The 14144-nt window shown below is 67.7% G+C and carries 15 protein-coding genes; 9 read left to right on the top strand and 6 right to left on the bottom strand.

Annotated features, from left to right (window positions below):
- The coding region (locus MSZK_RS33525; RefSeq protein WP_371411267.1) for a hypothetical protein at positions 1 to 251 on the top strand (251 nt) is incomplete at its 5' end.
- 281 nt (positions 252 to 532) lie between these two features.
- Here the strand turns inward: MSZK_RS33525 and MSZK_RS00855 are convergent.
- Together MSZK_RS00855 and MSZK_RS00850 are read right to left on the bottom strand one after the other, a co-directional pair.
- Positions 533 to 784 (bottom strand): hypothetical protein, encoded by a 252-nt coding sequence (locus tag MSZK_RS00855; RefSeq protein ID WP_233211056.1) that lies wholly within the window; start codon positions 782 to 784, stop codon positions 533 to 535.
- Positions 785 to 795: 11 nt separating this feature from the next.
- Positions 796 to 1593, bottom strand: coding sequence for a nitrilase-related carbon-nitrogen hydrolase (locus tag MSZK_RS00850; protein WP_099243874.1), 798 nt, complete (start codon positions 1591 to 1593; stop codon positions 796 to 798).
- 46 nt (positions 1594 to 1639) lie between these two features.
- Between MSZK_RS00850 and speB the strand changes: the two genes are divergently transcribed.
- Both speB and MSZK_RS00840 read left to right on the top strand, forming a co-directional pair.
- The gene (gene speB, locus MSZK_RS00845; RefSeq protein WP_099243872.1) at positions 1640 to 2584 is read left to right on the top strand and encodes an agmatinase; all 945 of its coding nucleotides are present in this window, start codon (positions 1640 to 1642) and stop codon (positions 2582 to 2584) included.
- An 81-nt stretch (positions 2585 to 2665) separates the two neighbouring features.
- A complete protein-coding gene (locus MSZK_RS00840) occupies positions 2666 to 3937 on the top strand; it encodes an adenylate/guanylate cyclase domain-containing protein (protein WP_199203145.1) in 1272 nt (423 codons plus the stop codon).
- On the opposite strand, the gene MSZK_RS00835 is transcribed toward MSZK_RS00840, so the two are convergent.
- The 4 genes from MSZK_RS00835 to MSZK_RS00820 all read right to left on the bottom strand — a co-directional run bounded on the left by MSZK_RS00835 (position 3934) and on the right by MSZK_RS00820 (position 7058).
- The gene (locus MSZK_RS00835) at positions 3934 to 4431 is read right to left on the bottom strand and encodes a Dps family protein (protein WP_099243868.1); all 498 of its coding nucleotides are present in this window, start codon (positions 4429 to 4431) and stop codon (positions 3934 to 3936) included. The genes MSZK_RS00840 and MSZK_RS00835 overlap by 4 nt on opposite strands.
- 67 nt (positions 4432 to 4498) lie before the next feature.
- The gene (locus MSZK_RS00830; protein ID WP_199203144.1) at positions 4499 to 5251 is read right to left on the bottom strand and encodes an amino acid ABC transporter ATP-binding protein; all 753 of its coding nucleotides are present in this window, start codon (positions 5249 to 5251) and stop codon (positions 4499 to 4501) included.
- Between the two features lie 11 nt (positions 5252 to 5262).
- Positions 5263 to 6183 carry an amino acid ABC transporter permease gene (locus tag MSZK_RS00825; protein WP_099243864.1) on the bottom strand — a complete coding sequence of 307 codons (921 nt, stop codon included), beginning with the start codon at positions 6181 to 6183 and terminating at the stop codon, positions 5263 to 5265.
- 5 nt (positions 6184 to 6188) lie between these two features.
- Positions 6189 to 7058, bottom strand: coding sequence for an ABC transporter substrate-binding protein (locus tag MSZK_RS00820; protein ID WP_233211055.1), 870 nt, complete (start codon positions 7056 to 7058; stop codon positions 6189 to 6191).
- Between the two features lie 179 nt (positions 7059 to 7237).
- Between MSZK_RS00820 and MSZK_RS00815 the strand changes: the two genes are divergently transcribed.
- From MSZK_RS00815 to cydC, 6 genes are all read left to right on the top strand, one after another.
- Entirely contained in the window at positions 7238 to 7561 is a 324-nt protein-coding gene (locus tag MSZK_RS00815; RefSeq protein ID WP_233211054.1) for a hypothetical protein, read from the top strand.
- A gap of 68 nt (positions 7562 to 7629) precedes the next feature.
- Complete coding sequence (locus tag MSZK_RS00810) at positions 7630 to 8211, top strand: HdeD family acid-resistance protein (protein WP_199203142.1); 582 nt, start codon at positions 7630 to 7632, stop codon at positions 8209 to 8211.
- Positions 8212 to 8334: 123 nt separating this feature from the next.
- Positions 8335 to 9783: a cytochrome ubiquinol oxidase subunit I gene (locus tag MSZK_RS00805; protein ID WP_099243858.1), complete on the top strand. Its 1449-nt coding sequence runs from the start codon at positions 8335 to 8337 to the stop codon at positions 9781 to 9783.
- Between the two features lie 19 nt (positions 9784 to 9802).
- A complete protein-coding gene (gene cydB / locus MSZK_RS00800) occupies positions 9803 to 10858 on the top strand; it encodes a cytochrome d ubiquinol oxidase subunit II (RefSeq protein ID WP_099243856.1) in 1056 nt (351 codons plus the stop codon).
- A gap of 38 nt (positions 10859 to 10896) precedes the next feature.
- Complete coding sequence (cydD, locus tag MSZK_RS00795; RefSeq protein ID WP_233211059.1) at positions 10897 to 12489, top strand: thiol reductant ABC exporter subunit CydD; 1593 nt, start codon at positions 10897 to 10899, stop codon at positions 12487 to 12489.
- A complete protein-coding gene (gene cydC, locus MSZK_RS00790; RefSeq protein WP_099243852.1) occupies positions 12476 to 14089 on the top strand; it encodes a thiol reductant ABC exporter subunit CydC in 1614 nt (537 codons plus the stop codon). Before cydD ends, cydC begins: the two co-directional genes overlap by 14 nt.
- Positions 14090 to 14144: the final 55 nt, after the last annotated feature.

The following is a 14144-nucleotide window of genomic DNA, read 5'->3' as shown; positions in this document are numbered from 1 at the left end:
ACGGCGCGAATCAGCGGATGCAGTTGTTGCCGACGATTTCCTTGCAGACCGCACCCGGAGGCGCGGGGTTCACCGTCGGCGAGAACGAGTTGGGGCCACCCGGGCCGACGGCCTTCTCGGTGGGCGACGGCGTCACTGCGGATGACGGAGTCGTGGTCGTCGAGGACGGGGCTTCCTTCTCACTCGAGCTACAGGCAGTAAGCGCCCCCATACCGACGATCGCGGCCCCGCCAGCAAAGAGTGCGATCTGACGAGTCAAGCGACCAGCGCTCATAACTTTTCCTATCTCTGTGGGCCGAAAAGTCGCGCCATCCTGGTTGCTGGCTCGGCTCATTCGCCAGCGGCCTCGAGAGGCTGGATGATCGCTGTGAGTACTTACCTCGTACTTTGCCGAAATCATACGGCAAAATTCCAGACGGTGCGGTTAGCCGCAGCAAACCCCTGCGACCGGGCCCCCGATCTCGCCCCTCGGAGAAGCATAGCGACCAAGCAAACCGTCGGCAGGGCAAAAAGTCCCGACTTCGCGCCTCGATCACCCGATCGAAATGATCAGCCCGCCACCCCAGAACGGCCAGCCCCAGTTCGGTGTGGCGATGGTTCCCGGCGAGGTGGTGATCTGCGCATTGCCCGGGCTCTGACAGATCGTCGTGTTCGGGCCGACGTTCGTGCAGCTCGGAGCCCCGGCGGCCAGCGCCGCGACACCCAGACCAGCCAGCAACATCACCCCGAAGAACAGCGCGGTGGCGATCACCACCGGCCAGATCGGTATCCCTCGGTTTCCCATGGCGGCCTCGTTCAATACAGATCGACGCGTCGGTCTGACAGCAGGTCGACGTACTCGGTCAGGGTCTTGTCGTGTGTGGCGGACAGGTCGACGTCGGCGATCACCAGATCGGGACCCGTGCCGGCGGCGGCGAGCACCCACCCGTCCGGATCGACGATCACGCTGGCTTCGGTCCACGGCTGGCCCCGCTCCACGCCGGCCCGGTCGCACACCGCGACCACCACCCGGTTGAGCCGGCCGGTGGACATCGCGGTGATCACCTCGCCGGGCCGTTCGCCGTCGGGGCGCGGGAACAACGGCCAGTTGACCGGCGCCGCGATCAGTTCCGCGCCGTCGACGGCCACCCGCCGGGTCACCTCGCCGAACTCCAGGTCGTAGCAGACCATCACCGCGATTGCCCCGTGCCGCGTCCGCAGCACCGGCGGCAGCTCGGCGCCGCGGGTGAAGATCAGCTTCTCCCGGTCCCACAGATGCGTCTTGCGGTAGGTGGCGATCACGCCGTCGCGGTCCAGCGCCACCGCACTGTTGTAGAGCTGACCGTCGTCGCCGAGCTCGCAGAAGCCGCCCACCACGATCGCGTCCCCGGCGGCCGACCGCCAGGCGTCGAACGCCGGATCGCCGGCACGCAAGGCCGTCGAGCGGGCTTCGTCGGCATCGGCGAACATATAGCCGGAGGTGGCCAGCTCCGGCAGCACCACGACATCAGCACCGTGGGCGACAGCGTCGGCGATGGCACCGGCCGCCAGCTCGAGGTTGGCGGCCAACGCCCCGATGGTGGGCGCGATCTGGGCGCAGGCGATGCGGGTCATTCTTGCAGGCTAGCCCCGTCGCGAGCCCTTGGCAGAGGAGGAAAACATGACATCGGACATCGTCGGGCCGGTCGACGCGACCAAGTACCCCCGCTACACCGAGCCCTCGACGTTCGCCCGGCTCCCGCGGATCTCCGACGTGCCCGGCGCCGACGTCCGCATCGTCGGCGTGCCGTTCGACAGCGGGGTGTCCTACCGGCCGGGGGCACGGTTCGGGCCCGCACACGTGCGGGCCGCCTCCAAGCTGCTGCGGCCGTTCAACCCCGCACTGGAGGTCGCCCCGTTCACCGCTCAGCAGGTGGCCGATTGCGGCGACATCGCGGTCAATCCGTTCAACATCGAAGAGGCGATCGACACCATCGACACCGCGATGACCGACCTGCGCAAGGACGGGTCGACCGTGTTGACCATCGGCGGCGATCACACCATCGCGCTGCCGATCCTGCGCTCACTGGCCCGCGATCACGGCAAGGTCGCCGTGCTGCACTTCGACGCCCACCTCGACACCTGGGACACCTACTTCGGTTCGCCCTACACCCACGGCACCCCGTTTCGGCGGGCCAGTGAGGAAGGGCTGATCGACATGGAGCGCTCGCTGCACATGGGCATCCGCGGGCCGCTGTACAGCAAGACCGACCTGGAACAGGATTCCGTGCTGGGCTTTCAGGTCATCCGCTCCGATGACTACGAATTCGACGGTGTGGCAAGCATTGTCGAGCGGATGCGCGCGCGGCTCGACGGCGGCCCGGTCTACGTGTCGATCGACATCGACGTCCTCGATCCGGCGCACGCCCCCGGTACCGGAACACCCGAGGCCGGCGGGCTCACCTCACGTGAACTGCTGAACACGCTGCGCGGTCTGGTGGGCCTCGACGTGGTCGGCGCCGACATCGTCGAGGTGGCCCCGGCCTACGACCATGCGGAGATGACCGGCGTGGCCGCCGCCCACGTCGGATTCGAACTTCTCTCGGTGCTGGCGGCCAACCGATAGGCTGGCGCCGTGGGCACCCTGCGGAAATGCGCTGGTTCGGTGCCGATAGACGGGCCGACCCAGCGGGCGGACTGTGAGCGCATGCAGCGCCGCGCTCCGGCCCGCAACCTGCACTGGGCCGAATCGATCGCGCGCCGCCAGCGGGTGCTCAACATCGCGGCCGCGATGGCAGCCGTGGTCACCGCCGCGGTCGGCGTCCTCCAGCTGATCAGCGGCGAGGACCTGCTGGCCATCGGGATGGTCAACCTCGGCACCGCGGCCATCTTTGTCGGGATTCCGCTGCTGCACCGCTTCGGCGAGATCATCGCCGCGCTGGCGTTCGTGTTCTTCGCGTTCCTGTCGCTGACGATCGTCGGCTGGCAGGTCGGCACCGACTCCGGCATCCAGTTTTATTACCTGGTGTCGGCGTCGCTGGCGGTGCTGGTACTCGGGGTCGAGCACGTGGTGCTGGCCTCGACGGTGGTCGCGGTCGGCGCCGGGCTCACCATCGCCTCGCAGTTCCTGGTGCCGGGCGACACCGGGATCCAGCCCCGCTGGCTGGTCAACGCGGGCTTCGTGATCACGACGGTCTCGGCGTGCGCGATGATCTTCGCGACGGTCTGGTACGCGATGCGCGAGGTGTCCCGGGCCGAGGCCGCAATGGAATTCGAGTACCTGCGCTCCGAGGCGCTGCTGGCCAACATCCTGCCCGCGCCCGTCGCTGCCCGGCTCAAGGATCCGAGCCGCGGGGTGATCGCCGATCGCTTCGACGAGGCTTCGATCCTGTTCGCCGACATCGCCGGCTTCACCGAGCGGGCCAGCCAGATCCCGCCCGCAGAGCTGGTGCGCTTCCTCGACCGGCTCTACACCACGTTCGACCGGCTGGTCGACAAGCACGGTCTGGAGAAGATCAAGACCACCGGCGACTCCTACATGGTGGTCAGCGGCGTGCCCGAACCCAGGGACGACCACGTCGACGCGCTGGCGAACCTGGCGCTGGACATGGCCAAGGCCGTGCGCGACCTGCGCGACCCCAACGGTCAGCCCGTGCCGCTGCGGATGGGCATGGCCACCGGACCGGTGGTGGCCGGTGTGGTCGGCGCCCGCAGGTTCTTCTACGACGTGTGGGGCGACGCGGTGAACGTCGCGTCCCGGATGGAGACCACCGATCCCGAGGGCCGTATCCAGGTCCCCCAGGATGTCTACGAACGCCTCAGGGACCGCTTCGTGCTCGAAGAGCGCGGCGACGTCGAGGTCAAGGGCAAAGGCCTGATGCACACCTGGTATCTGGTGAGCCGGCGACCGCAGCCGGTCGCCGGCACCGATCGACCCGCCCAGGAAGAGTCTGGGCGGGTCGAGAGTCCGATGCGTTAGACCTTCCGGTTCTCCGACTTGAGCAGCCAGGCCACCTTCTCCAGTCCGTCGATCACCTGGTGCAGGATGTCTGCGGTGCTGGGGTCCTCGGCGTCGACGGCGTCGTGCACGTCACGCAGTGTGCCGACGACCGCGTAGACGGCCGTGGCGATCAGGTCCACCACCTCGCCGGTGTTGTGCTCGTAGCCGGGGATCTGCGGAACGCTGGTGGTGTTCGCGACGGTGTCGGAGCGCCCGTCGGGCACCGCGTCCAGAGCGCGCATACGTTCTGCGATCGTGTCACTGGATTCGCGGGCGAAGTCGACGAGCTCGTCGAGCTGCAGGTGCAGGTCGCGGAAGTTTGTTCCCACCACGTTCCAGTGCGCCTGCTTACCTTGCAAGTGCAATTCGATGAGGTCCACCAGCACTCGCTGCAGGTTGCCCGCGAGTTCGGGCGATGCGTGGAAGCCGGCTACCTCGGCGGCGTTTCGTCGTTGTCCGGTCGATGTCGTCATGCCCTCTACAACCAGGAATGAACGCTGGTTCTGCCCGAATGCGCTGTCGGACGCGTCACGCCAGGGGCTACATCACCTTTGACAGGAACGCCTTGGTGCGGTCGTGCTGGGGGTTGCTCAGCACGTCCCGGGGCGGACCGCTCTCGACGATCACGCCGCCGTCCATGAACACCAACTCGTCGGCGACCTCGCGCGCGAACCCCATCTCGTGGGTCACCACGACCATGGTCATGCCCTCACCGGCCAGCTTCTTCATCACGCCCAGCACCTCGCCGACCAGCTCGGGGTCCAGCGCGGAGGTGGGCTCGTCGAACAACATCAGCTTGGGATCCATCGCCAGCGCACGCGCGATCGCCACCCGCTGCTGCTGGCCGCCGGAGAGTTGGGCCGGGTAGGCATCGGCCTTGTCCGACAAGCCCACCTGGTTGAGCAGATCACGGGCCCGCTCGATGGCGGCGGCTTTCTTGGTCCGCTTGACATGGACCGGGGATTCGATGACGTTGGCCAGCGCGGTGCGGTGTGGGAACAGGTTGAAGTGCTGGAACACCATGCCGATGTCACGGCGTTGTTTGGCCGCGTCGCGCGGGGACATTTCGTGCAGTTTGCCGCCGCGCTCGCGGTAGCCGACCAATTCCCCGTCGACGTAAAGCCTTCCCGCGCTGATGTTCTCGAGGTGGTTGATGCAGCGCAGGAAGGTCGACTTACCCGAACCCGACGGCCCGACCAGAACCAGCACCTTGCCGGGATCGACCGAGAGCGTCACGCCCTTGAGCACCTGCAGTGCCCCGAAGTCCTTGCACACCTGTTCGGCGCGCACCATGGGTTCGCCTGTCATACGTGCCCAGCCTCCGTACCGGTCTGCGCCTTGGCCAGAGCCGCGAGTTGCTTCGAGGTCAACCTGCGAGAGATGCCGCGGGAGAAGTACTTCTCCAGGTAGTACTGGCCTACCATCAGCACGCTGGTCACCACCAGGTACCAGGTCGCGGCCACCATCAGCAGCGGGACCGGTTCGAAGATCCGGGCGGCGATCTCCCGGGACGCGATGCTGTAGAGGTCATACGAGTACGGCACGGCGGTCACCAGCGACGTCGTCTTCAGCATGCTGATGACCTCGTTGCCGGTCGGCGGGATGATCACCCGCATCGCCTGCGGAAGCACGGTGCGGCGCATGGTCATTCCCCAGGACATGCCCAGCGCGGTGGACGCCTCCGACTGTCCTTCGGGCACCGAAGTGATTCCGGCCCGGATGATTTCGGCCATGTAGGCGGCCTCGTTGAGGCCCAGGCCGACGACCGCCAGCAGGAACGGGATCGACAGGTCCTGCAGGTCGAGATGGAAGAACGACGGCCCGAACGGGATTCCCAGCTGGATGTTCTGGTAGATCGTCGGGATCAGGCCCCAGAACACCAGCTGCACGTACACCGGTGTGCCGCGGAAGATCCACAGGAAAACCCATGCCACCGAACCGAATACCGGGTTCGGCGACAGCCGCATCACCGACAGCACCACCCCGAGCACGATGCCGAGCACCATGGCGTAGACGGTGAGCTGAAGGGTGTTGACGACACCGAGCAGGATGCGGTCGTTGAACAGGTACTCGCCGTAAGTCGACCAGCCGTAGGCCGGGTTGGTGGCCGCGCCGTACAGAAACAGCCCGACCAGCACGATGATGACGGCCGCCCCCACCCACCGCCAGGGATGACGAAGTGGTACCGCGTTGATGGCAGGTGGGGCCGACTCGTCGACACTCATATCGCTTAGCTGGTCCCGCCGTTGATGACCGGCTTGGTGATCATGCCCGCCTCGACGCCCCAGTTGCTGGCAATCGTCTTGTAGTCACCGGTCTCGATCAGGTGCTCGAGCGCCTTCTGCAGCGACTGCGCCAGCGGCGAACCCTTGGCGACCGGCCAGCCGTACGGGGCCGAGTCGAAGATCTCGCCGGCGGCCTCCAGCTTGCCGTTGCTCTGCTTGATCGCGTAGGCGGTCACCGGCGAATCTGCCGACATGGCGTCGGCCTGGCCGAGCACCACCGCGTTGGTGGCGGCGTCCTGGCCGTCGAACTTCAGGATCTCGATCGCGGGCTTGCCGGCGTCGGTGCACGCCTTGCTCTTGGCCGGCAGCTCGTCGGTTTCCTCGGTCGTGGTCGCCTGCACGGCCACCTTCTTGCCGCAGGCGTTGTTCGGGTCGATCGGCGAGCCGGGCCGCTGCGCCCACAGGATGCCGGCCGAGAAGTAGTCGACGAAATCGACCGACTGCTGGCGCTCCTTGGTGTCGGTGAACGACGACATGCCGACGTTGAAGGTGCCTTGCTGGATCGACGGGATGATCTTGGCGAAGTCGGCTTCGCGGTAGTCCGCGGTCAGCCCCAGGGTGGCCGCGATCGCGTTCATCAGGTCCACGTCGAAGCCGACGATCTTGCCGCTGGGATCCTTGAATTCGTTGGGCGCGTAGGGGATGTTGACGCCGACGACCAGCTTGCCCGACTTCTTGATGTCCTCCGGCAGGGTGGCCGCGATCTCGTCGACCTTCTGCGCCTTTGCTGCAGTGGTCGACGTCGCCGGGCCTGCGCCGGAGTCGCTCTTGCTGCTGCAGCCCGACAGGGCCAGGGCGCCTGCGATGGCCACCACTCCAGCGATCCGAAAACATCCAGTGAGCACGGTTGCCTCTTTCTCTCGACTGCATCCGGGCTGTCCTGCCCGAAAATAGCGGCCTGGTCCAGGTTTTGTACTGCCGGTAACGGAACAGTAGTAGGAGCGTAACCATCTGGCAGCGGAACCACAGGTGCGAGCGGCTAACCTGGCCCGCCGTGCCCGATTTGAGTCGATTCCACTTTGTCGTGATGGACGGTCCGACGGCCGCCACCCTGGCGCAGGTGCTGCCGGTGCTGCTGCTGAGTCTGATGGTCGAAGTACGGCGCACCCGGTTGCACCGGTCGACGGCCCGGCGGTTTCTCGGGGCGTTCTTCCTGTTCTTCGCGCTGACCGAGACGGTGATGGTGCTCTCGATCGACGGGGCCGTCTATCCGTTCCAGTGGTCCGACCTGATCGCCGCCCTGCTGATCTTCGGATTGATCACGTTGATGTACCGGTTGTCGGTGGTCGACGGCAAGAACGGCGACGACGAGCTCTAAGCTCGAATTCACCCGGTGAACTGCTTAAATACCGCTACTCGCCAGCGCGCTGTGCAAGACTTCCGGCCATGACTACTACCTCTGCCCCGCCGCTGCTGCCGCACTTCTGGAAGTCGGTCCTGCTGTCGGGGATCCTGTCGCTCGTCCTGGGCATCCTGGTACTCGTCTGGCCGGGGATCTCGATTCTCGTGGCCGCGATCTTCTTCGGCGCCTACCTTCTGGTGACCGGCATCTCGCAGGTGTTCCACGCCTTCACCCTGCACGTGTCGGCCGGCGGGCGGGTCATGCTGTTCATCAGCGGTGCGGCCGCACTCATCCTGGCGGTGTTGTGCTTCCGCAGCATCCAGAACTCCATTCTGTTGCTGGCCATCTGGATTGGCATCGGCTTCATCTTCCGCGGCGTCGCCACCGCCGTCTCGGCGATCAGCGACCCCGACACCCCCGGGCGCGGCTGGGAGATCTTCGTCGGCGTGATCAGCCTCATCGCGGGCATCGTGGTGCTGGCGTCGCCGTTCCCGTCACTGGCGACGCTGACCATCGTGGTGGGTATCTGGCTGGTGGTCATCGGTGTGTTCGAGATCGTGGCGTCCTTCGGGATCCGTAAGGCCGCCAAGAACCTCGGCGAGCGCATCAGCGCCGCCCCGCTCTAATTACGTCCCATTGACTTGGGTCACACAGGCCCAAAGACCCTAGCGGAACAGGCGCGGGTCCCTACTACACTTTGTCGTAGATAGGCGATCCGCGCCTATCCGTCTTTTTTGGGGTGTGCGGATATGGGTGCTCTCGACGTGTCCCGGTGGCAGTTCGGTATCACGACCGTCTACCACTTCATCTTCGTTCCGCTGACGATCGGGTTGGCACCGCTGATCGCTGTCATGCAGACGATCTGGGTGGTGACCGACAACCCGGCCTGGTACCGGATGACCAAGTTCTTCGGGAAGGTCTTCCTGATCAACTTCGCCATCGGGGTCGCGACCGGAATCGTGCAGGAGTTCCAGTTCGGCATGAACTGGAGTGAGTACTCCCGGTTCGTCGGCGACGTCTTCGGCGCACCGCTGGCCCTCGAGGGTCTGGTGGCGTTCTTCCTGGAGTCGACGTTCATCGGCCTGTGGATCTTCGGCTGGAACCGGCTGCCCAAATGGCTACACCTCACCTCGATCTGGCTGGTCGCCATCGCGGTGAACCTCTCGGCGTTCTTCATCATCACCGCGAACTCGTTCATGCAGCATCCGGTCGGCACCCGGTTCAATCCGGAGACCCGCCGCGCCGAACTCCAGAGCATTGTCGAGTTGTTCACCAACAACACCGGTGTGGCGGCGTTCTGGCATGCGGTCACCGCGTCGTTCCTGGTGGCCGGGACGTTCGTGGCGGCGGTGTGCGCGTGGTGGATGGTGCGCGCCAAGGGCAGCCCGGATGCCGCGGCCCTGTACCGCCCCGGCGCGATCCTGGGGTCGCTGGTGGCGCTGGCCTCCTGTGCCGCTTTGTTTTTCACCGGCGACGTGCAGGGCAAGCTGATGTTCCACCAGCAGCCGATGAAGATGGCGGCTGCGGAGTCGCTGTGTCACACCGAAACCGATCCGGGATTCTCGATTCTCACCGTGGGTACGCACAACAACTGCGACAGCATCACCCGCGTCATCGAAGTGCCCTACGTGCTGCCGTTCCTGGCCGAGGGCAAGTTCAGCGGCGTCACCCTGGAAGGCACCAACGACCTTCAGCGGCAGTACGAACAGAAGTTCGGCCCGGAGTGGTACGTGCCCAATCTGTTCGTCACCTACTGGTCCTTCCGCGCCATGATCGGCCTGATGGCGATCCCGCTGCTGTTTGCGCTGACCACGCTGTGGCTGACCCGCGGCGGCCGAGTCCCCGACAAACCCTGGTACTCCCGCTTCGCTCTGGTGACCCTGCCGACGCCGTTCCTGGCGTCGATCTCGGGCTGGGTGTTCACCGAGATGGGCCGCCAGCCCTGGGTGGTCGCCCCCAACCCCGACGGTGATCCGCTGGTGCGGCTGACCGTGCGCGAAGGAGTGTCGCTGCACGGTCCCGGCCTGGTCTGGGTGTCGCTGATCTCGTTCACCCTGATCTACGCGGTGCTCGCGGTGATCTGGTTCTACCTGTTGCGGCGCTACGTCACCGCCGGCCCGCTGGAGCACGACTCCGAACCCGCCCCGCCGACCCCGCCCGGGGACGACGAGGTCGCACCCCTGTCATTCGCCTACTGAGCCTGCGAGGAGTTACATCATGGGGCTGCAACAGTTTTGGTTCATCATCGTGGCGGTGCTGTTCCTCGGCTTCTTCGTCCTGGAGGGGTTCGACTTCGGGGTCGGCATGGTGATGGGATGGCTCGGAGGCCCGGGCAAGGGCGCACCCGACATGGACGGCGAATCCCATCGCCGGGCGGTGCTGAACACCATCGGGCCGGTCTGGGATGGCAACGAGGTGTGGCTGATCACTGCGGGCGGCGCCATGTTCGCGGCCTTCCCGCACTGGTACGCGACGGTGTTCTCGACGCTGTATCTGCCCCTGCTGGTGATCCTGCTGTCGATGATCGCGCGCATCGTCGCCATCGAGTGGCGCGGCAAGATCGACGACCCGAAGTGGCGCCGCTGGTGCGATATCGGCATCGCCGCCGGGTCCTGGCTGCCGGCGATCCTGTGGGGCGTGGCGTTCGCCATTCTGGTCAACGGCCTGCCGGTCGGGCCCGACAAGAACGTCGTCGGGCTGTCGGTCACCGACGTGCTGAACCCGTACACCCTGCTCGGCGGCCTGGCCACCTGCGCATTGTTCCTGTTCCACGGTGCGGTGTTCCTGGCCCTGAAGACCGGCGGCGACGTCCGCACCGATGCCACCCGGACGGCGCGGACCCTCAGCGTCCCGGCCACCGTGCTGGTCGCGGCGTTCGGACTGTGGACCCAACTCGCCCACGGAAAGACCTGGACGTGGGCGGTGCTGGCGGTGGCGGTGGCGGCTCAGCTGGCCGCCGTCGCGGCAGCCTGGGGCGCCCGCGAAGGCTGGGCATTCCTGTCGACGACGATCGTGGTCGCCGCGGTGGTGATCCTGCTTTTCGGTTCGCTGTACCCGAATCTGGTGCCGTCGACCCTCGACCCGGCCTACGACCTGACGATCTACAACGGATCGTCCAGCCCGTATACCCTCAAGGTGATGACCTGGGCCGCACTGATATTCACCCCGATCGTCCTGGTCTACCAGGCCTGGACGTACTGGATATTCCGTAAGCGGATCTTCGCCGAGTCGATCCCGAAGTCGATCGGTCTGCCGCTCAGGCGAGTGCCCTGAACGGTCTTTGGCAGGCCTCACCGGCAGTCCGCCGCTACCTGGTCGCGACGGTCCTCTGCGGAACGCTCATCTCCGGGTGCGCGATCGCCGGCGCGGTCGTCCTGGGCCACATGGTGGCCGGTGTCGTCACCGATCCGGCCACCCGCAGCATCGGGTACTGGCGCAGCGACCTGCTGATCCTGGCCGCGCTGTGGCTGTTTCGCGCGGCGGTGCAGTGGCAGCAGGGCCGGCTGGGCCAGCGCGGGGCCAGTGCCGCGATCGCCGACCTCGGCGGCCAGGTGCTGCGGGCCGTCACCGCGCTGCCACCCGGTGAGCGTCACTCCCGCCGCGCCGACGCGACGACGGTGATCAGCAGCGGCCTCGACGGGCTGCGCCCCTTTTTCACCGCCTACCTACCCGCGCTGTTCCTGGCCGCGACCCTCACACCGGCCACCGTGGTGGTGATCGCGTTCAACGACATCCAGTCGGCCGTGATCGTGCTCGTCGCACTGCCGCTGATCCCGGTCTTCATGGTGCTCATCGGCCTGGCGACCAAAGACCGCTCGGCGGCGGCGCTGGAGGCAATGACGACCTTGCAGGCCCGGCTGATGGACCTCATCGCCGGCATCCCCACGCTGCGGGCGCTCGGTCGCGCCGACGGTCCGGCCGACCGCATCGCCGTCCTCAGCGCCGCCCACCGCCGCTCGGCGATGGCCACCCTGCGCATCGCGTTCCTGTCGGCCCTGGTGCTCGAACTCATCGCCACGCTGGGCGTCGCGCTGGTCGCGGTCAGCATCGGGCTGCGGCTGGTGTTCGGCGAGATGAGCCTGGCCGCCGGGCTGACCGTGCTGCTGCTGGCCCCCGACGTGTTCTGGCCGCTGCGCCGTGTCGGCGTCGAGTTCCACGCCGCGCAGAACGGAAAGGCCGCCGCCGACAAGGCCTTCGCGCTGATCGAGCAGCATCCCGCACCGGCGGAGGGCACCCGGACCGTCGCGGCCGCTGGTGCGGTGATCGAGCTGCACGGGCTGTGCGTCGCCGGCCGGGACGGCATGTCGCCGCACCGGCTGTCCGGCCGGCTGCAGCCCGGCACCGTCACGGCACTCACCGGGCCCAACGGCGCGGGCAAGACCACCACGCTGCTGGCGATCGCCGGACTGGTCAGCCCCACCCACGGGCAGATCACCGTCGACGGTGTCGACATCGCCGAGCTGGATCGGCAAGCCTGGTGGCAGCAGCTGGCCTGGCTGGCCCAGCGGCCGGTGATCATCCCGGGCACGATCGCCGAGAACCTCACCCTCTTCGGCCCGCTGACCGATCCGGAATCAGCCTGCCGCGCGGCGGGTTTCACCGAGGTGGTGGAGGGCGCCCCGAACGGCATGGCGACGGTGCTTGGCCGCGGTGGAGCGGGTCTGTCGCTGGGACAGCGCCAACGGCTCGGACTGGCCCGCGCGCTCGGTTCCGCCGCACCGGTCCTGTTACTCGACGAACCCACCTCGCACCTGGACGAGGCCACCGAACATACTGTGCTGCAAGCTATCCGGGACCGGGCAGCGCAGGGAGCAACCGTGGTGCTGGTCGCGCACCGCGACACCGTGGTAGGGATCGCCGACCATGTGATCACGGTGGAGGCCGATCACCATGCCCAGGTTTGACAAGGCCAGGCTGGCGCTGGCGATCCTGCTCGGCTCGCTGGCGCTGGGCAGTGCACTGGCCCTTGCCGGCGTGTCCGCGTGGCTGATCACCCGCGCCTGGCAGATGCCGCCGGTGCTGGACCTGTCGGTGGCGGTCGTGGCCGTGCGGACCTTCGGGATCTCCCGCGGCGTGCTCGGCTACTGCGAACGGCTGGCTTCCCACGACACCGCGTTGCGGGCTGCGGCAGGCACCCGCGGCGAGATCTACCGGCGGCTGGCGCACGGCCCGGCCGACGTCACCGCGCGCCTGCACAGCGGCGACCTGCTGGCCCGGGTCGGCACCGATGTCGACACCGTGGCCGACGTGGCGGTGCGCGCCCTGGTGCCGATCGGCGTCGCCACCGTCCTCGGCATCGCCGCCACCACGGTCATCGCGCTCATCTCCCCTTCCGCGGCTGTCGTCCTCGCGGTGTGCCTGCTGATCGCGGGCGTGGTCGCACCCGGTCTGGCCGGGCGGGCGGTCCGCGCGCAGGAGACCGTGGCGCGTCGCCTGCAGTCCGACCGCGACATCGCCGCCGTCACCTCGCTCGAGCACGCCGACGAGCTTCGGGTCGCCGGCCGGTTGCCCACCCTGATCGCCGAAGCCGAACAGCGCCAGCGCGATTGGGGCTCGGCGATCGACCGCGCGGCCGCTCCGGCCGCCGCTGCGGCCGCGGTCCCCACCCTAGCGATCGGGGCCAGCGTCATCGGCGCCGTCATCGTCGGCATCGGCATCGCCGCGCACACCGCCCCGACCACCCTGGCCGTGCTGATGCTGTTGCCGCTGTCGGCCTTCGAAGCCACCATGGCGCTTCCCGGGGCGGCCGTGGCGCTGGCCAGAGCCCGCATCGCCACCGGCCGCCTGCGCGAGCTGGCGCCCGCCGAGGCGAGCTCCGCGCCGGTCTCGGTGCGCACCCCGGCCACCGCGCCGCGGCTGCGCGCCGACGACCTCTGCGCGGGCTACCCGGGTGGCCCGGCCGGCGCGCCGGTCACCCTGGACCTGGCACCCGGGGCCCGACTGGCGGTCACCGGGCGCAGCGGCAGCGGCAAGACCGCGCTGCTGATGACGCTGGCCGGTCTGCTGCCGCCGATCCGCGGGGAGGCAACGCTGGACGGCGTCCCGACCGGATCGCTGACCGAATCCCAATTACGCAGCGCGGTTTGCTATTTCGCGGAAGACGCGCATCTGTTCAGCACCACGGTCCGGGACAATCTACTGGTGGCCCGCGGTGACTGCACCGACGCCGAGCTGTCGCACACCTTGGCTGTGGTGGGCCTGGATGAGTGGCTCGGCGCGCTCCCGGACGGGCTGGACACCGTCCTGGTCGGCGGCGCCGCCGCCGTGTCGGCCGGACAGCGCCGAAGGCTGCTGCTGGCGCGGGTGTTGTTGTGCCCCGCGCCCGTCGTGCTGCTCGACGAGCCGACCGAACACCTGGACGCCGCCGACGCACAACGCATCCTGGCTGCCCTGCTCGACGCCCGGCACGGGACGTTGTCACCGGGTCGCACCGTGGTCATCGCCACCCATCAACTTGGCAACGACATCACCTGTCCCCGACTATCGGTCGGCAACGACGGGTAACGTGCAACCCATGACTGAGCCCCCAGAGCAGGCACCTCAGCACCCCACCCCGCCG

The sequence above is a fragment of the Mycobacterium sp. shizuoka-1 genome, from assembly GCF_002723835.1.
In the GTDB taxonomy this organism is placed as follows: domain Bacteria; phylum Actinomycetota; class Actinomycetes; order Mycobacteriales; family Mycobacteriaceae; genus Mycobacterium.
The sequence above is the reverse complement of the archived record's forward strand: the minus strand, read 5'-3'. Positions and strand labels throughout refer to the sequence as shown.

Bases quoted from the DNA above. Each gene is read 5' to 3' on its own strand.
- cydB (WP_099243856.1), top strand. From the start codon at position 9,803: ATGGGGCTGCAACAGTTTTGGTTCATCATCGTGGCGGTGCTGTTCCTC.
- MSZK_RS00825 (WP_099243864.1), bottom strand. From the start codon at position 6,183: ATGAGTGTCGACGAGTCGGCCCCACCTGCCATCAACGCGGTACCACTT.
- cydC (WP_099243852.1), top strand. From the start codon at position 12,476: ATGCCCAGGTTTGACAAGGCCAGGCTGGCGCTGGCGATCCTGCTCGGC.
- MSZK_RS00805 (WP_099243858.1), top strand. From the start codon at position 8,335: ATGGGTGCTCTCGACGTGTCCCGGTGGCAGTTCGGTATCACGACCGTC.
- MSZK_RS00810 (WP_199203142.1), top strand. From the start codon at position 7,630: ATGACTACTACCTCTGCCCCGCCGCTGCTGCCGCACTTCTGGAAGTCG.
- MSZK_RS00835 (WP_099243868.1), bottom strand. From the start codon at position 4,431: ATGACGACATCGACCGGACAACGACGAAACGCCGCCGAGGTAGCCGGC.
- MSZK_RS00855 (WP_233211056.1), bottom strand. From the start codon at position 784: ATGGGAAACCGAGGGATACCGATCTGGCCGGTGGTGATCGCCACCGCG.
- speB (WP_099243872.1), top strand. From the start codon at position 1,640: ATGACATCGGACATCGTCGGGCCGGTCGACGCGACCAAGTACCCCCGC.
- MSZK_RS00850 (WP_099243874.1), bottom strand. From the start codon at position 1,593: ATGACCCGCATCGCCTGCGCCCAGATCGCGCCCACCATCGGGGCGTTG.
- MSZK_RS00840 (WP_199203145.1), top strand. From the start codon at position 2,666: ATGCAGCGCCGCGCTCCGGCCCGCAACCTGCACTGGGCCGAATCGATC.
- MSZK_RS00830 (WP_199203144.1), bottom strand. From the start codon at position 5,251: ATGGTGCGCGCCGAACAGGTGTGCAAGGACTTCGGGGCACTGCAGGTG.